16 protein-coding genes, 1 tRNA gene and 1 pseudogene are annotated in these 18498 nt (G+C 35.0%); 5 read left to right on the forward strand and 13 right to left on the reverse strand.

The genetic code is table 11. The features are described from left to right. Positions 1-166 precede the first annotated feature (166 nt). Together ACQH2Q_RS01060 and ACQH2Q_RS01065 are read left to right on the forward strand one after the other, a co-directional pair. Positions 167-1372, forward strand: coding sequence for an MFS transporter (locus ACQH2Q_RS01060; RefSeq protein WP_265023872.1), 1206 nt, complete (start codon positions 167-169; stop codon positions 1370-1372). A 225-nt stretch (positions 1373-1597) separates the two neighbouring features. Beyond that, a complete protein-coding gene (locus ACQH2Q_RS01065) occupies positions 1598-2923 on the forward strand; it encodes an IS4 family transposase (protein WP_264339118.1) in 1326 nt (441 codons plus the stop codon). 14 nt (positions 2924-2937) lie between these two features. Here the strand turns inward: ACQH2Q_RS01065 and ACQH2Q_RS01070 are convergent. From ACQH2Q_RS01070 to ACQH2Q_RS01100, 7 genes and pseudogenes are all read right to left on the reverse strand, one after another. After that, positions 2938-3744, reverse strand: a pseudogene (locus ACQH2Q_RS01070) (IS4-like element ISWen1 family transposase); the annotation flags it as partial. A 65-nt stretch (positions 3745-3809) separates the two neighbouring features. Further along, positions 3810-4295, reverse strand: a complete 486-nt coding sequence (locus ACQH2Q_RS01075; RefSeq protein WP_338481540.1) for a hypothetical protein — start codon at positions 4293-4295, stop codon at positions 3810-3812. A 169-nt stretch (positions 4296-4464) separates the two neighbouring features. Further along, positions 4465-5457: a DNA polymerase III subunit delta gene (gene holA, locus ACQH2Q_RS01080; RefSeq protein WP_182309435.1), complete on the reverse strand. Its 993-nt coding sequence runs from the start codon at positions 5455-5457 to the stop codon at positions 4465-4467. Positions 5458-5462: 5 nt separating this feature from the next. After that, on the reverse strand, positions 5463-5642 hold the full coding sequence (locus ACQH2Q_RS01085) for a hypothetical protein (RefSeq protein WP_010082539.1): 180 nt from the start codon (positions 5640-5642) through the stop codon (positions 5463-5465). Between the two features lie 131 nt (positions 5643-5773). After that, positions 5774-6583: a metal ABC transporter permease gene (locus ACQH2Q_RS01090; RefSeq protein ID WP_182309433.1), complete on the reverse strand. Its 810-nt coding sequence runs from the start codon at positions 6581-6583 to the stop codon at positions 5774-5776. 1 nt (position 6584) lies between these two features. Next, positions 6585-6941: an Mth938-like domain-containing protein gene (locus ACQH2Q_RS01095; RefSeq protein ID WP_209472851.1), complete on the reverse strand. Its 357-nt coding sequence runs from the start codon at positions 6939-6941 to the stop codon at positions 6585-6587. A 3-nt stretch (positions 6942-6944) separates the two neighbouring features. Beyond that, complete coding sequence (locus ACQH2Q_RS01100; RefSeq protein WP_425383516.1) at positions 6945-7811, reverse strand: 4-(cytidine 5'-diphospho)-2-C-methyl-D-erythritol kinase; 867 nt, start codon at positions 7809-7811, stop codon at positions 6945-6947. 81 nt (positions 7812-7892) lie between these two features. On the opposite strand from ACQH2Q_RS01100, the gene ACQH2Q_RS01105 reads away from it, so the two are divergent. Further along, entirely contained in the window at positions 7893-11135 is a 3243-nt protein-coding gene (locus ACQH2Q_RS01105) for a UvrD-helicase domain-containing protein (RefSeq protein ID WP_425383517.1), read from the forward strand. 106 nt (positions 11136-11241) lie between these two features. Here the strand turns inward: ACQH2Q_RS01105 and ACQH2Q_RS01110 are convergent, their stop codons facing one another. From ACQH2Q_RS01110 to ACQH2Q_RS01130, 5 genes are all read right to left on the reverse strand, one after another. Then, a complete protein-coding gene (locus tag ACQH2Q_RS01110) occupies positions 11242-11532 on the reverse strand; it encodes a GIY-YIG nuclease family protein (protein ID WP_425383518.1) in 291 nt (96 codons plus the stop codon). Positions 11533-11809: 277 nt separating this feature from the next. Next, positions 11810-12484 carry a RadC family protein gene (gene radC / locus ACQH2Q_RS01115; protein WP_425383519.1) on the reverse strand — a complete coding sequence of 225 codons (675 nt, stop codon included), beginning with the start codon at positions 12482-12484 and terminating at the stop codon, positions 11810-11812. Then, the gene (locus ACQH2Q_RS01120; protein ID WP_041573522.1) at positions 12459-12689 is read right to left on the reverse strand and encodes a hypothetical protein; all 231 of its coding nucleotides are present in this window, start codon (positions 12687-12689) and stop codon (positions 12459-12461) included. The genes radC and ACQH2Q_RS01120 overlap by 26 nt, the downstream gene beginning before the upstream one ends. 142 nt (positions 12690-12831) lie before the next feature. After that, positions 12832-13428 carry an RDD family protein gene (locus ACQH2Q_RS01125; RefSeq protein ID WP_015589093.1) on the reverse strand — a complete coding sequence of 199 codons (597 nt, stop codon included), beginning with the start codon at positions 13426-13428 and terminating at the stop codon, positions 12832-12834. Positions 13429-13452: 24 nt separating this feature from the next. After that, a tRNA-Leu gene (locus ACQH2Q_RS01130) sits at positions 13453-13535 on the reverse strand. Positions 13536-13642: 107 nt separating this feature from the next. Here ACQH2Q_RS01130 and ACQH2Q_RS01135 point away from each other — a divergent pair. Together ACQH2Q_RS01135 and ACQH2Q_RS01140 are read left to right on the forward strand one after the other, a co-directional pair. Beyond that, entirely contained in the window at positions 13643-15094 is a 1452-nt protein-coding gene (locus ACQH2Q_RS01135; protein WP_015589094.1) for a replicative DNA helicase, read from the forward strand. A gap of 88 nt (positions 15095-15182) precedes the next feature. Beyond that, a complete protein-coding gene (locus tag ACQH2Q_RS01140; RefSeq protein WP_425383520.1) occupies positions 15183-16664 on the forward strand; it encodes a hypothetical protein in 1482 nt (493 codons plus the stop codon). A gap of 73 nt (positions 16665-16737) precedes the next feature. Here ACQH2Q_RS01140 and metG read toward each other — a convergent pair whose 3' ends face one another. After that, positions 16738-18375 carry a methionine--tRNA ligase gene (gene metG, locus ACQH2Q_RS01145; protein WP_425383521.1) on the reverse strand — a complete coding sequence of 546 codons (1638 nt, stop codon included), beginning with the start codon at positions 18373-18375 and terminating at the stop codon, positions 16738-16740. Between the last annotated feature and the right edge of the window lie 123 nt (positions 18376-18498).

Genomic DNA, 18498 nt, shown 5'->3' on the forward strand with positions numbered 1-18498 from the left:
ATTTTAGTTTCACACACCATAATAAAAAAGTCAACCCACACCTTAGGTTGCAAAATCCCAAAAAGCAGCCACAATGAAATAAGCAAACATTTACAAATTAAATTTAGTGCAAACAAGGGTGTTGATATCAGCTATTCTCTGCAGAATAGCAATATGGTATGACCATATGCTCTTTATCGATCTGGTTAACATAATTAGTAGAGAGTTTTGTTGTGCAAAAGATGTTTACAACAGAATACTGCAATTGTTTGGAATTGCAGGACTGGGTGCTATGGTAAGGCCACTTGGCGCATTCATATTTGGTCACATTGGTGACAGGTATGGAAGGAGAATGGCATTAACGATTGCTATCTTGCTAATATCGATTCCGTCTAGTCTCGTTGCGTTTATTCCAAGTTATAGCAAAATAGGTATAACTTCTACTATATTGCTTCTTGCAATCCATGTGACACAAGGGATTGCGCTTGGCGCTGAACAAGGAGGCAGTTCTGTTTATCTCATAGAGCATTTACCTAATAAGAAAAAACTAGGAATGTTTTTTGGAATAATAAGTTTTGGTCGCTCCATTGGCATCTTGCTCTCTGTGATTGTAGTGATCATCTGCAAAAAAAACACTGATTTTAACGCTTGGGGTTGGAGGTTGCCGTTTACTTTTTCATTTGTTTTGGGGTTAATCAGCGCATATAGTGTATACACATTAGGAGAAACTCCAGCATATGAAGAAAATCGAAAACAAAGGAATTTATCTGATTTGCCAATAATAGAGCTTATAAAACGCTACAAGAGAGCTCTGATACTTGCTATTTTAATATCTGTACCTGTTAATGTTGTTGTTGGATTTACCATATTTCTTCGAACAATTGCAAAAGAAATAGTGTCGGTTGAGACGTATGTAACAACATATGTCAATGAAATTGTGCTCATTATAACCAGTATATTAATGCCGATATCTTCAATAGCGCTCGGAATGTTAGCTGATAAAGTAGGAAAAGAGCGCACTGCAATCTTATTTACAGTGATCACAATGGTACTGTGTTGTCCTGTGTTATCTACTGCATACTACTATAAAAGTTATCTTATAATTATGCTTGGTGTAATGGCTCTTTCTATAATAGAAAGGGGTATAAATCCTATAGGAATAGTTGCTGCTGAACTTTTTCCTACCAATGTTAGATTTAGTGGAGTGAGTTTATCACGTAACATCTCTTATGCGTTACATGGAGGATTTACTCCTATGATATGCACTTGGTTTACTATAACATTTCCTCAAGTAAACTTTGCCGCTGGGCTTTATGTAGTCTTTTGCTTATTGATCAGTGTGGTAGCAATATTGCAAATAAAACCGCAAGATAAGAAATTTGATTGGTCTTAGTTTTCTCCTATGTGATTTGATAGACCGGGAAAGGGTTTCATCTAAGTAGCTGACACCCTGACAACCGTCATCCCGCTGCTTGTTAGCGGGATCTAGAGATACCGTGACGGTATGACGTAGGACTGCTGTCATTCCCATACGCGTCAAGTTAAGGAAATAAAGGTATGAAAGAGATAGAATAATAAGGTATAAGTTCTCCCAGATATACTTTTAGTGAGAGAACCAATGAATAAAATAACTTGCTTATCAAAAAAGCTCAAAGAATTTTTTAATGAAAAAGCAGAGAAAATCTCAATTACAACAAGGTTTATAAAAAGAAAGAGAAAGCTAAAAGGTTCATCATTCGTAAAAGCCATGGTCTTGGGTAATATAGGAGTTGATAATTGTAGCGTAGAAACAATGTGTCAATTACTAAACGAGGACTCGATAGATATAACAAAACAAGGTTTGGATTTTAGATTTACTGAAGAAGCAGTGGAATTTATGAAAAGGATGTATAATGAATCTGTGATTCTCTTTAAAAATATCTTGCAAGTTGATTGCAAAATCTTACAGCAATTTAATAGTGTTAAATTATTGGACAGTAGCTATATTACTCTACCTAACAGTATGGAAGAGATGTATAAAGGTTATGGTACTAGCTACAGTGGCTATGAAAGCAATACTAAGTCTGGAATAAAGTTACAATTAGTTTTCGACTACATGAATCAGATAATAGACCAACTTAATTTAACGGAGGGGGTAAGATCAGACCAGGGATATAGGAAACATTTAAGTAATATATTAAGCAATGATTTGCTAATATCTGATCTCGGTTATTTTGTGCCAAGTTCTTTTAAACAAATCAATGAAATAGGAGCTTATTTCATAAGTCGTTATAAATCCGATACCAACATATATGATGTAGAAACAAATCAAAAAATGGAGTTATTAGAATGTTTAGAGGATAAGTTATTTTTAGAAAACGAGGTATTGTTAGGAAAAGAAGCAAAAATTAGAGTAAGAATTATATGTCAGAAACTAACTGAAGAACAGTCTATGGCCAGAAGAAGGAAAGCTAATAGATTAGCAAGATCGCAGGGATATACATCCTCTAAAAGAAATCAAAAATTGTTGAACTGGTCAATATTTATAACTAATGTTCCAGAAAATAAAATTAGTGCTGAGCAAGTATTAACGATTTACAGAGTAAGGTGGCAAATTGAGTTATTATTTAAATTGTATAAAAGCCATATCAGGCTTGATAAGCTAAAAGGAAAGCCATGCAGAGTATTATGTGAACTATATGCTAAATTGTGCGCAATTCTTATATTTCACGGCATAGTTGGTTGCACAGAAGTGAAAAAGAATACAGAACTTAGCTTAACAAAGGCATTTATTGAGCTAAAAAGGCGGGTTAGAGAGTTATTTTTAGTATTAACCAAAATTAATAGTTTAAAAGCATTTCTTAAAAAACTCACTATAACTTGGTCGCGATTTTCATTAAAAGACAAACGTAGAAGGGCTAGAGTATCCACTTTAACCTCTCTAAATTTGCTCACAATCTCTTAACTTGACGCGTATGGTTCTTCAGTTAGTTTCTGACATATAATTCTTACTCTAATTTTTGCTTCTTTTCCTAACAATACCTCGTTTTCTAAAAATAACTTATCCTCTAAACATTCTAATAACTCCATTTTTTGATTTGTTTCTACATCATATATGTTGGTATCGGATTTATAACGACTTATGAAATAAGCTCCTATTTCATTGATTTGTTTAAAAGAACTTGGCACAAAATAACCGAGATCAGATATTAGCAAATCATTGCTTAATATATTACTTAAATGTTTCCTATATCCCTGGTCTGATCTTACCCCCTCCGTTAAATTAAGTTGGTCTATTATCTGATTCATGTAGTCGAAAACTAATTGTAACTTTATTCCAGACTTAGTATTGCTTTCATAGCCACTGTAGCTAGTACCATAACCTTTATACATCTCTTCCATACTGTTAGGTAGAGTAATATAGCTACTGTCCAATAATTTAACACTATTAAATTGCTGTAAGATTTTGCAATCAACTTGCAAGATATTTTTAAAGAGAATCACAGATTCATTATACATCCTTTTCATAAATTCCACTGCTTCTTCAGTAAATCTAAAATCCAAACCTTGTTTTGTTATATCTATCGAGTCCTCGTTTAGTAATTGACACATTGTTTCTACGCTACAATTATCAACTCCTATATTACCCAAGACCATGGCTTTTACGAATGATGAACCTTTTAGCTTTCTCTTTCTTTTTATAAACCTTGTTGTAATTGAGATTTTCTCTGCTTTTTCATTAAAAAATTCTTTGAGCTTTTTTGATAAGCAAGTTATTTTATTCATTGGTTCTCTCACTAAAAGTATATCTGGGAGAACTTATACCTTATTATTCTATCTCTTTCATACCTTTATTTCCTTAACTTGACGCGTATGGTTTCAAAAACTATGCCCAAGCTTTTTCCAGATTCATCAAACGCTTCAACATGATTGGGGAATTTTTTATATTCTCCCATGTGCCTTTGATCTTTATATGAAAATTGTAAAAGCCAGATGTGAAACTGTTTTATAGTGTTTTCTGTAAATGGCATCTTTTTAAAATTTTGAAATACTTCTTCACACACATACGCATATCCGGCTATTTCTCGTTCATCTAGAGAACGAAATGAACGTGTATCAAGTTTGGATAATAATTGTTCAATTTCACGGTCTGATAGTTTTGCCCCTTCAATACGGGTAGAAGAACCAATACTTTCAATTGTTGCAATTTTCTTGAGCATTTGTAAACGTTCTGGAGCTAAATTACCAAACAATTGCCATGCTCCTTTAAATTCATCAATTTCAGCAACTAATTTTAACATTTCAGGTGTTATTACAATTTTTGAAATGTCAAACATATCTGTATTTTTATCTAGTTATATTCAATTATATTCGAAAATATCCTATTAGCAAAGAATACTTGTGAGACACACACTAAAGAATGAATTTTGGTAGGCATAAAAGCAGCTATTTTATGTTAAAATACAACATTTTGATGAAATTATAAGAAAGGCTGGATCTGAGTAGTCAGCTACTCGTCAGTGCATGTTGAAAAATCATTTTATGATCCAAGTCAGTTTTTTTACAGGTAACTTCTAAGCTTATCAATTTTTCCAAGATCTTCTTAAGTTCTGAAAGTTGCAAACTTTTCAAATGAGATTTAAAGCTCTGCAATTGTTTAAAAAACAATGGAGGGCTTAGCTGATCAATCGCAGCCTGCTCACTCATTCCACCTTGCACTGACAGCAAAACGTTTTCAAGGCGTAGGAAATAATTTGATATAATGCGAATTAGTGCTATCGGTGAAAAATTTTCTTGCGATATCAATACATCAGAAATTCTAATGAAGCGCGACATATCTTTACTTGCTATGGCAGAGCATAGATCATCAAGTGTAGCATAGTCGTTGCCAGAAGTTGAAAAGCATAATTCTATATCAGTAAGTTTTAGGTCTTTTCTCTCCCCTAAGTATAAAACTAACTTCTCAAGTTCTGAACATATAGGCAGCTTGCTATGATTAAAGTAAGATTGCAAATGGTAGATTATCTCATTTGTGCATTTTATATCATTTTGTTTTAAGTAACTTGATATAATGTCATAAAGATTGCTGTTGCTGTCCTTATAGCAAGCAATCACACCAAAAATTTTTGAACTCTCCATATAACTTTTAGTCGCAGAATTATATGGAAGATCACTTGCTACCATCATTACATAGTGACCACTTGCGTTATAATCCAATACGTTTTTTAACTCTTTGGATATACCTCCACTCACATTTATCAGCTTAATTAATTTTTTGCTGGTAAACATCGAAACGTTTGCCAATTCAGAAAACAGTAAACTGGGTGACTTATTCACTATTGCAAAATCCATCACCTGAACTGAATACTCACCCAAATTAGCAATTATTTCTTGTACATAAAAATCAACCCTACTGTTATCACTTCCATGAATTAACACACCACGTAAAGCATCAGGTTTCTCTAGGAATTTTTTAACTTTGGATGGTGTGACCCTCATGCTATCTATATGATATCATTCTCATTTGACTGTACATGAGTATCCAAAGACTCTGAGTCTCCTTGTGCAATATTATGCACATCGCCTGCTACATCATCTGACTCTTCTGTTTTTCCTGTAATATAATTATAAAATTTTTTCACAGGTTGAGATATATATTTGGAAAAAAATCCTTCTTCGCTCATATTGCTTACTCCATAAAATTAACAACTTATCATTAGCATATAAATAATAGTATAGCAAAAACTATTTTGTGCTAAGATAGTGATGTTTTATAATGAGTATATTACAAAATTATTAACATTCGAGATCAAAATTAAGCCAACCTGCTTAATACTAGCCTTATAAAATAAGCGATAATTAAATATACCGCTGCAACAAGTATAATTGCAGGTCCAGTTAACAAATCAAAACTTGCAGATAACATGAGACCTGATATCCCAGAGATCACAGAAAAAACTGTTGCAACAATAATCATCTGCATTGGAGTTTTCGAAATGAGCCTTGCAGATGCTGCTGGTATTAGCAAAAATGCAGCAATGAGTAATATTCCTATTAGTTGGGCAGCAATTGCTATAAATATAGCAAGAGTGATTAAAAATTCTAGTCTAACAAAGGTAACATTAATTTTTTCAACTACTGCTAAATCTTGATTAATTGAAATCATTAACCAATAACGCCATCTAAATATTAATATCAAAGTAACTATTAGAGAGGTTAAAAAAATCGATATTATATCACTTTGATCGAGCGTTAATATATCACCAAACAGTGAGCTAATAATACTATTATTGCCAGATGGAAGAAAAGACATAAGTATTAAACTCGATGATAAAACTACATTGGTAACAATGTTCAATATCGTATCAGCAGAATATAATCTGTTAAAATTAAGAGAAAGTAGTATAGCAAATGTAATTGCAATGAGCATTATGCTAAGCGATGGGCTAATCTTAAAGATCAAAGCAAGTGCAATACCAAGCAATGAAGAATGGGACAAACTATCACCAAGATAAGATAACCTTTGCCATATCATAAACGATCCTAAAGCGCCTGTTACTAGGCTAATTACGACTACTGCAACTAGACTGTTGATGAAAAAATCCTGGGTAAACATTTCAAACATGCTATATGGCTATTAGATAACTGACAACAAATCTATCTTCGGATATCAGAATATTATGGGTTCTGCATGCAGAACCTGTTGTCATAAATTCAAAATTTAAACCTTTTTGTTCCATAAGATAGGACTTCACTGAAGAACTTAGTATATTGCGTGTTTTACCAGTACCTATTAACAAAATTTCTATTTCCTCTGTTAAAAAAGATTCAAAATACTCCTTGCTGTTTATATCACTTTCTTTCAATTTAATCACCTTTTCAGGAAAAATTATAATTGAGCCGCAATATTCTCTATTATTCACCAAAAATTTTCCTTCCCTGTAACCATTTATAAGATTTTTATTCTCGGAAATTAAGGGCATAAGTCAAACTATTAATTGAGTGTCACATACCCACCATTCTGGTTGCTTTTTTCCGATATTAACTGCAGCAGCTTTTGCATTTTCCTCACTATCGAATATTCCAAAACATGATACACCACTGCCTGACATGCGAGAAAGTATAGAGCCTTCTTGTGACTCAAGTGTTGATATCACATCCTTAATTTCAGGTACAAAGCTTATTGCTATTTCTTGAAGATCGTTTCTCGTCTCTTTAAGAAGCTTCAACAAATCCTTTTCAGCGTCATCGCTCCATTTAATTGGCTCAGAAAATTTTCCTTCATGTTTGGAAAATACATCTGGTGTACTCAAAAACTTTTTTTTCGGTTTCACAAGCACCACATTTGTAGGTAAAGAGAATTTTTTAATGTGGCATAATTCTTCGCCAATACCTCTAACAAAAACTGGCTTGCTATCTACGCTTGCGGGAACATCAGCACCAACGTTTAAGGCTATTTCATTTAAAATCGTCCTATCAATCTCCCACAGCTTCCCTAGCGTACGTACCACAGCTCCAGCATCTGAGGATCCGCTACCAAGTCCTGCAGCAATTGGTATGTTTTTTACAACCTTTACAGTGACTTTAGTGCGTACAGGAGCATACCTAAGCAGCAGATTAACCGCTTTCATTACAGTGTTATATTGGTTATTTATTTTAGACTCGGAGTTTATAAATTCAACTGTAGAGTTATCGTATCTAGAATCCTTCTCACCTACTTTTATTTCCAAAAAATTAGAGAGATTAGCAAAGACAAATAAACCTTCAATCAAGTGATACCCTGTTTCTTTTTTGTCTACAACATGCAAAAAAAGATTGATTTTTGCAGGCGCCTTTACACAAAAACTTTTCATTATATATCTTCACTAACACTATTTTTACATTATATGTATAATGCTATTCTAGTCAACTTTTATAAGGTTCTCGCACTTCTGATGAGATCAAATGCCATAAATCCTAATTTCTCTGTGTGGGTAAATGCGTCCGCTGGTACAGGCAAAACAAAAATCTTAATAGACAGAGTATTGAGACTTTTATTAGAAAACAAAAGAAATATTCTTTGCTTAACATTCACCAATGCTGCAGCAAACGAAATGGAGAATCGCATTCACAGCATACTCAGTAAGTGGGCAATATGTTCAGATAGTGTGTTGGCAGCAGATCTAGAACAACTAGATTTCTTTCCAATGTCATCCCAGTGCGTGACACTGGGATCCAGAAAAAATAAAGATTATTTAACAAGAGCAAGAAGGCTTTTCTCTGAACTGGAAAATCTTGGTCTAACTATACAAACCATACACGCTTTCTGTTACAAATTAATCTCCAGCTTTCCTATAGAAGCTGGCATTGCTCCAAATTGCACGCTGAGCGAATGCAAAGAATTACATTCCATCATATTCAATAAAGTGCTTCATAACGAAACTGTGCAGGATGATATCAACCTTATTGCAACTGAAATTGATGAAAATAAACTACGCGATTTGCTTTATACTTTATGTATAAAAAGATCGATATCAGCAAATGATTCGAAATATATCAAAGATAAATTGAGCGCCCCAGATGAAATTCATGACTTACAGAGTGAAACAATCGAGCACGTGGAAAGACTAGCCGAGATATTAAGTGAAGGCAGTAAAAGAGATCAGAGTTATAGTGAAATACTTTATTCTACTGTCATCCCAGCTGGGATCCAGAAAAAAAGAACCAGTGTCAGCTACTCAGATGACACCGGAATAAAGTGGAATGACACCAAAATAGAAAACCTAGCCAAGGTATTTCTAAAATCAGAATCGCACGAAAAAAAGAGCATATCATCCATTGCAACAAAAAGTATTTTGGAGAAATTCAAAGATGCAGAGCAAATAATAGAGAGCGTTCAGAATGTAGTATTTACCCATATAAGAGACATGAACTCTTATCAAATATTCAAGAAAACCAGTAGCTTACTTGGTGTATTTAAAGTATATGTTGATTTGTATAATAGTGAAAAATCAAAAAATGCACTGCTTGACTACAATGATATAATTGACTTAGCAACAAATCTTCTCAGCAATCCAAACTATAAAGATTGGATATTGTTTAACTTGGATCAAAAAATAGATCACATCCTTGTTGACGAGGCACAAGACAATAGCATCAGCCAGTGGAAAATTATAACAAATCTCTGCGATGAATTTTTTGCCGGTAATGATGAAAAGCGAACCTTATTTGTAGTTGGTGACGTAAAACAATCCATATACAGATTTCAAGGAGCAAATCCCCATCTATTCAACTATATGCAACAATACTTTCATACGAAAACTGGTGGTAGAGATTGGATATCATGCCAACTTGAAAAGTCATTTCGCTCAACTCCAGAAGTTTTGATGCTTGTAGATAGAATATTTAATAACTTCCGCGCAGAAATATCTTTTAATGATAATGAAATAAAACATGTTCCACATAGAGAAAATGACCAAGGATATATTGAAATTTGGCCAGCGTTACCAAGGCGCAAAGAGAAAGAACAGCGAGCTTTACAAATTCCTCTGACATGCAAGGAAGGTTATACAATAGCAGATCGATTACTTGCTCAAACAATAGCTAACAGAATTCACAATTGGTTAAACGAAGGGCGGATTTTAGTCGCTAAAGATCGCCATATAGAGCCAAGAGACATTATGATTTTGGTGCGACAACGAAACGTGTTAGTTGATTACATAATAAGCGAACTTAAAAAAGCAAATGTGCCAGTTGTAGGCCGGGATTATTTTAGAATTATGAACTATATAGCCGTGCAGGACTTAATAGCTTTGGCCGAATTTTTACTCCTCCAGGCAAATGATTTAGCTCTTGCAAATGCTTTAAAATCACCGCTATTTAATTTCACCGAGGATGATTTATTTAACATTGCATACGACCGTAAAGAGCATTCACTATGGGAAAGAATTCACGATTATTCTGTGGTTATCTATAGTGAATTAAACTATCTCATTAACTTATCTCGCATAGAGTCTCCTCTTGCACTATTTACGCATATATTACGTACAGGTAAGAAGAAATTTGCTGCAAGGCTAGGTCTTGAGTGCTTTGAGGTCCTAGACGAATTTATGAACCTCGTGTTGCAATTTGAAAACCCATCTCTTCAAGCGTTTGTTCAATGGATCAAGGAGAATAATCCGGAGATTAAGAATGATATGCAATCAGAACGCAATGCTGTGCGAATAATGACAATTCACAAATCAAAAGGTCTGCAAGCTCCCATAGTATTTTTGGTTGATACAAACACAGTGCCAAGAAACAGTGAAAGCATTATCTTTGATGGAACGGAAGCACCATTTTGGTGTGGAAAAAACAACAACGCTTATTGCGATCAAGTAAAAAGAGAGAAAAAACTAGAGGATTATAATGAATATTTGCGTTTATTATACGTAGCACTCACGCGTGCTGAAGATGAGTTATACATCTTAAGTAAAGAGCCAGTGCAAAAGGGCTCTTGGTATGATCTAATCACTAAGTATGGAGAACCATATGAAAAGAAACAAAGGGGTTTACGGCCAATATTTAAAGAAAAAGTTGAAGTATTATGCGTGAATGCAAACTACCCTTACATTTATAAAAAACGTGATTACTTTGACGTTCCGGTCATTTCCCTTCCACCAGCTTTAGCCCACTCTTCGGTGTCATCCCAGCGCGTGACGCTGGAATCCAGTGAAAAAGAAGGAGCAGAATGGATCCCAGTGTCAGCTACTTGGATGACAGATGGTTATGCAAGAGGCCTGATTATTCACAGCATATTGCAGTATATGCCCAAGATAGAAAAAGAAAGGAGAAAAAATTGGGTCAGAAAATACCTTGATAACATCAGCGAAGATAAGGATGAAATTTACAGTAAAATATTAGCCTTTAATGAAAAATATGGCTATTTGTTTGACTTGGAAGGCAAATCAGAGATTACACTGAGTGGAACAATTGATGGCAAGTCAGTATTAGTACGACTAGATAGGCTATGCATAACGCAAGATAAAGCAATCATAATTGACTACAAATCACACCGTAACGTTTCTGTTTCCTTATTAAATGAAATAAAAAAACAGATGTTAATCTATAAAACCTTAGTACAAGAAATATATCCAAACAAGCAAGTAGAGTGCGTGGTTATTTGGGTGGAAGATTTAACCATTCAATCTGACTTTTAACGAAACTTGATTGCAAGAAATAGCTACTACGTCATACCACCGCGAACCGTCATACCGCCACTCCTTTCTCGTCATCCCGCTACGTGTTAGCGGGATCTCAGCATAGCTATCTTAAAGCTAAGTAATATAAGTCAACCCAGCTAGGATTCTTTTGATTGATCAAATTAATTTTCCACTGCCTTGGCCATCCTTTCAGGCGCCTTTCTCTTGCAATAGCTAAACTTATATCTTCAAACTCTTCAAAATATACAAGTTTATTTACATTATATCTTGATGTAAAACCTGAAACAATTTTGTTTTTGTGTTCCCAAATCCTCTTGATCAAATTTGCAGTTACACCAATATATAATGTGCTATTAGCTTTATTTGTAAGTATATAGATATATGATAACTTCATCTTAATCGTTTATAGCTAAAGTAACTGAGGTTTATCAACATTATACTACACCATCATGCCACAATAAATCTTACCGTCATACCACCGCGGATAGATCCCGCTAACACGTAGCGGGATGACGAGTTACTATACCGCGGCGGTATCTCAGCCGCTAACAAGCAGCGGGATGACAGCAATCTACGTCATACCGCGATTCATTCACGGTATCTCTTAGCCGCTAACACGTAGCGGAATGACGATTGTCGGTAAATCTAAGTTACTGTAGCTATAAAGGCTTTCACAACAACCTATTTTCCTTGAAACTAAAATAGCTACTGAATGTAATAATAATGTGGTCTATTAATTCTATTCCTATACTTTGGCAAGCTTCTGCTAGTTGTCTAGTGAGAGATATATCGCTATTTGAAGGTTGTGTATCTCCGCTTGGATGATTGTGAGATATTACAATGGATGTTGAACCAATCAAAAGTGCGCGCTTGATGATCTCTCTGACATAAAGAGGAGTTTGATCTACTGTACCAATATTTTGCAGGTCTTCCGCTATTAGACGATACTTTTTATTCATATAGATGACACGAAAATTTTCCTTATTGAGGCTTCCTATACTTATTCTTAAATAATCAAGCAATTTTTCCCAGTTATCGATTACAGGCAGGTTTTTTATTTCTTCTCTTGCAGAACGAACAAAGGCTTGTTTTACACAAAAGATGGCAGATATCGCTGCATTGCTGACATCATCAACGTTTTGCAGCGCTTCCAGGTCAGCATTAAAAACTTTATTTAAGCTGCCAAAACTTTCTATCAAACTCTTTGCCACCGGTTTTACATCAATTCTACTATATGCTGAATATAAAATGTGCTCTAAAACTTCATAATCAAGTAATGATTGTCCATTATCTGAAATAATTTTCTCTCTTAGGCGCTTTCTATGCCCCTTTTTGTAATTTTTCATCATCAATGAATTGCTTATCTCTTGTATAATAAGAAATTAGATTTTTAAGTAAAATATTTAATAAAGCGCATGACGCACAATTGTAAGAACATTCATTTTTAAAGACAGCAAATGGTGTCATGAAAGTAGCTGAGACACTGTCTTCCTTTGTCATCCGAGTAGCTGACACTGGTTCCTTTACGACGGCAGTGCCCAGAGGTGTCATCCCAGTGCATGCACATAGTGCAAAAAATTAAAAATAAGACGCCAATACGTAATACTGTTGTCGTTTAATCTGCACAGATTGAAGATAAATGAATACCTTCAGTATCATGATAAAGGGGCTGGCGAAGGGTGTCAAGTAGTTTTTAGCTCTGCCTTCTAAGGCTTTTACTCGTGACAACCACTGTGCCTGCGATCTTATCGTGCCAAGTTTGACAGCGTTTGTTGAAATTTGACCATAAAAAGCCCAAGAACAATGGTGCAACTGACAATATAAAGGAAAAAAATCTCTTTGTTGCTTGTTTTAGGGTCATCTTTTCGAAAGTTTGTGCATCCACAACTCTAAGCCCAAATAATAGTTTTCCAGGTGTAGTAGCAAACTTTACCCACATATATATTACATAGCAAAAGAGCATAATAAACTGGACTATTTGATTTAGGATTAGTAATTTTATAAGTCTACTCTGCGTTGTCTTTTCTTCCGCAGACAGTGGTGCTTGCATTGGGGATTTTGCAGCAATTTGACTTAATATTTTGCTATCCTCTGAGTTCATAAAGAGCTGATTTAAGGCTTGGCTGCAAAACTGCAAGAACAAAACGATAATAATCAAATCAAGCAATACTGATATATAGCGCCTGAGGCCCGTTACATAACATATCCCATTTTCATCTTTCTTTACCTTTTGAATAACATTTATAGAAGAAAAAATAGAAAATAAACGATTAAAAAATTTATGTAACATATATATACTTTCCAATATTTAACGTGCCCCTGGCCGGACTTGAACCAGCATGCTTTTGCAAGCAACAGATTTTGAGTCTGCCGTGTCTACCATTCCACCACAGGGGCATTAAGTTTTAATGCTATAGGCAACACGGAATTAGTCAAATTTTATATGTCTTTCAAATCAAAACTAAATATTCTACAATAATCAACAATTACTCTCAAAACTTAAAATGAATGAATTAGCCAATCTCCTCAGTTCAAGAAGTGTAGATAAGGAAATATGTAAATTACCGCATAATTTAGAAGCTGAACAGATGCTTATTGGTGCAATGATTCGTGATAATAGAATCTGTGATGCAGTTGAAGACACAATTACAGCAGAAAATTTCTATGATCCACTGCATCAAAGTATTTTTACGCAAATATCTAAAACCAGAAAACATGGCATAGTTGCCAATGAACTGAGCCTTAAAATGTTTTTTGAAAACGACCAAGCATTTACCGAGTGTGGTGGGGTAGAGTACTTAGCAAAGCTTGCAGCGAAGGCAAGTATTGCACTTGATATTTATAGTTTGACTAGAATAATCCGTGATACTTACTTAAGGAGATGTTTAATCAAGCTCGGGCAAGAAATAGTTGGTGATAGCTACAACTACGATATTGAAAATCCTGCACAGGCGCAAATTGAACAAGCAATGACAAAATTGTTCAATTTGGCAGTAAAAAAACAAGGTGAGAAAACATATATAAAACTTGCAAGTTCAATTAAAGATGTAGTTGAGAAGATCAGCACACTGAAAAATAATCCAGAAGCGCTAGGCGTTACAACCGGACTTCAAGATCTAAATCAGCTTCTTGGTGGTCTACAAAAATCTGATTTATTAATTTTAGCTGCAAGGCCTTCTATGGGTAAAACAGCATTGGCGCTAAACATCGCACTTAATGCTTGTAAGATGTTGCAAAAAAGAGCAGATAAGCAACACTATGTAGCGTTTTTCTCGCTTGAAATGTCAGCAGAGCAATTAACTGCAAGGCTGATCACTATAGATTCAGGAATTAGTTATTATAAGGCATTAACCGGGAGAATTAGTGATTTTGAATTGCATGAATTTATCAATACTAGTACAGAATTATCTGAACTGCCTTTCATCATAGATGACACCCCTGCGCTATCAATTAGTGCCCTTCGCACCAGAATACGCTTGCTGTATCAATTATATAATGTAGAAGTGGTATTCATTGATTATTTGCAGCTAATCAGAGGAACAACAAAAAGGAGTAATGAAAATAGAGTGCAAGAAATCTCGGAAGTGACGCAGGGTTTGAAAGCAATTGCAAAGGAGCTAAATATTCCCATTGTTGCACTATCTCAGCTCTCTCGTTCTGTTGAGCAGAGGGATGATAAAAAACCACAACTTTCTGATTTACGTGATTCAGGGAGCATAGAGCAAGACGCAGATATAGTAATGTTTCTCTATAGAGAAGAGTATTATGAACTAAGAAAACAGCCAAATGAAGGAAACAATAAACATCGGGAATGGCAAGAGAAAATGGAAAAAATTAGAAACATTGCAGAGCTCATTATTGCAAAGCAGAGAAATGGACCAATTGGCAGTGTGAAGCTATATTTTGACTCTAACAGAGGTGCATTTAAAGATTACACGGAAAGGCATAGTTCATAGCTTGACAGCAATCTTCTTGTTCCCAAGTTTATCAATTATTTTTTTTTATGTAAAGATAGCTTGACAACTTCTTAAAAATCCTTTTATAATGGTATTATATTTTATAATACGTGAGATGATGAATAAAAACAATGTACCCTATTATATAGCTGGAACTCTGGCTGCTTTAACTTTATTAGCATCTGGAGTGTTTGCTGCAGCTCCTTATATTGGTTTCTTAGCTCCAGTTGCAGCATTAAGTGTTGGCCTTCCATTTATTATTGATGGTGCTGTATTTTCTGCTGTAGCTATTGCACTTTCGTATGCAGCAGTTAGTAAGAACAAAACTATTTCTGAGAAGGAAGCTCAGCTTTCTGATGAAAAAAGTAAAGTAGAAGCTAAAGGTAAAATAATTTCTGAGAAAGTAAAAGAAATATCCGAAAGAAATACTCAACTGGCTAATCAAGCAAAAGAGATAGAAGATAAAGATAAAACTATTTCTGAGAAAGATCGGGAGATTTTTAGAATGAAAAATGAGTTGGCTGCAACCAGAAGGATTAATGCTTCTCAGCCAGGTAATGCGGTAGAATTTGATAGCATAAACCAGCAGCTTACTAAGAGAGATTTCGAAGTACAAACTCAAGAGCAAGCCATTATTTCACAAGCAAAAGGGAAATTTAATAGTGTTGGAAATAAATTAAAAAATATTTATGATACTATGCCATCAGCTGAGTTTGCAAAGGATATCAAAACAGCATCTGAAAAAGCATTTACTTCTACAAAAGAAGCATTTATTAGTGGTCGTGTAACTCGTATTGTTAAAGATGGCTTAAAAGATGTTTATGGTACGTCATTTGAACCAGTAAAAAGTGCACTTAATAGCTTTGGAAGCAGCTTGAAAAACACTTGTGATACATCAATTGAGTCAGCAAAAGGGACAATTAGTAGTGTTGGAAATAAATTAAAAAATGTTTATGATACTATGCCATCAACTAAAATAGAATTTTCATGGGTCTCAGAAAAATTTTCACCATACTGGAATAGTGTTAAAAACTTGATGTTTGGTAATAAGGCAGATCAAGCAAGTGGTGCTAGTCAACTTTCAAGTGAATCTCAAGGTAATGGTATTGTTATTCCAGAGGGGGCAAAGCTAGAGCTTTCTCCAATATTATTTGATTTTTTGTTTAGAGAAAAACAGAAGATGGTAAGGCAATTTTTAAGAGAGCAAACTGATGAAAAAAAGAATGTGGCTACACAAGAAAATTTAAAAACTGAGACTCCTAGCCAGGAAAATCAGATGAATATTGATAACGTTCCTAAGCAACCTGATCATTTAAATGTTGATGCTGCTAAAAGGTATTTAATGAGTCTTTCTGAGGATCAGGATGTATTTTATGATGCAGAATCTGGTGATGAAAAAGGTACTGAGATTTCTAGCCCAGAAAGTCAGCCAACTAAAGAAGAAAATGGTCAAGGCTGGTTTGCATGGAGCCTAGGAAAGGTTAAGTCGGCAATGACTGAAGTAGTAGTGATAGATGCTGATGTTACTAAATCACATTTTGCTAAAGTAACTAAGGCACTTGCCACCTAACTTGAATATGTAGACAGCGGTGTGCACCGTCGTTAACTAAAGATAATCCCATCCAGGAGAAATAGTTTTTACACTATTTCTCCTCTTTAGCATCAACCCTCAAAAAAACCGGCGTAGGTTTAGGCAATGTTATGCCTGAACTTACGCACGCGTCGCACAAAGATTTTAAATCTCGTTGTTCTTTCGGAATTTGCAGTTGATTTAGTATCATCTCTGCTGACTTGGGAACGATTGGCTGCAATAAAATGCCTATTATCCTGATATATTCCAGTAACTTGTAAATTACTAAATTCATGCGCTCTCTGTCAGTTTTGCTTAGTGTCCAGGGTGCACTTTTGTCTATGTAGGCATTTGCTTCAGAAGAGATGTTGATAATTAGAAGTATAATCTGGTTAAATTCATACTTTGATAGGTGATTCATCACTTGATCGAGTATAGCTTTGCAACCTGGAAGACTTTCTTCACCTTTAAGTAGGCTTTGATCGATTGTTGGTACAATTCCAGAACATTGCTTGTGTAAAAATGAAATTGTTCTTTGTACTAAATTGCCTATGTTGTTTGCCAGTTCTGAATTTATCCGGCTGATCATATTTTTCTTACTAAAGTTGCCATCTTGGCCGAATCTTGCTTCCCGAAGGAGAAAATAGCGTAGCTGATCAACACCAAACTCTTGAGCGAGGCCAATTGGATCTATGACATTACCAAGGGACTTGGATATTTTCTCTCCCTCGTTCAACCACCAACCATGAACTGCAATTTGTTTTGGCAGTGGCAGGTCTGCTGCAAGGAGAATCGCTGGCCAATATACAGCATGAAAGCGCAATATGTCTTTACCGATTACATGAACGTTGAAAGAGTTGTCAGCTAGGTTTGCAGCGCTTGACACTGGAATCTGCGTTTTCCCTTGGTTTGGTGTCATTCCAGTGCTTGACACTGGAATCTGTGTTTCTGGTTCTGCCCAAAACCTCTTATATTCCTCACCTTCAGTACTAGGGAAACCTATTGATGTAAGATAATTGGTTAATGCATCTATCCAAACATAGATTACGTGTTTGTCATTACCTGGTACTTTTATTCCCCAGTTAAAACTAGTGCGAGAGATTGAGAGGTCAATGAGCCCTGATCTTACAAACGATATCACTTCATTTCTTCTGGTCTCAGGAAAGATAAAACTTGGCTGATTTTTATAGAGTTCCAGTAATTTTTCTTGCCAGTTTGATAAGCGAAAAAAGTAACTCTCTTCTTTTATCCACTGGACCTCAGCACCTGTTGGTGCTTTGCCATCTATCAGCTCTGACTCCTGATAAAATGCTTCATCACGAACTGAATACCAACCCGAATAGGAATCCAAATATATTTGCCCTCTCTCTTCAAGTCTATTCCATAAAGCTATAACTGCTTTTTTGTGACGTTCCTCCGTAGTGCGAATAAAATCGTCATACTCAAAATTCATGAACTTAGCCAATTCTTTAAATGAAACGCTCACTTCATCTGTAAATTCTTTTGGCTGCATTTCCTTTGCTTTAGCTGCTTTTTCTATTTTTTGTCCATGTTCATCTGTACCGGTGGTAAATTTGACATTTTTCCCAGCTAGTTTCATGAACCTTGCCACCACGTCACACAAGAGAGAAGTGTATGCATGACCAATATGCGGCTTATCGTTTACGTAATATACTGGCGTGGTGATGTAAAAGTTCTCGAATTGTTCCATGGTTTAGCATTTTGATAAAAATCAACTGAGTTAATTATAGTATTAAAAAGGCAGTAATAAATAAATATTGATTGGGTTAAGCATAATTTTTGAAAAAAGCTATTTACTGAAATTTTATTAAAA

It is taken from the genome of Wolbachia endosymbiont (group A) of Melieria omissa (assembly GCF_964031125.1).
Taxonomy (GTDB): Bacteria; Pseudomonadota; Alphaproteobacteria; order Rickettsiales; family Anaplasmataceae; genus Wolbachia; species Wolbachia pipientis.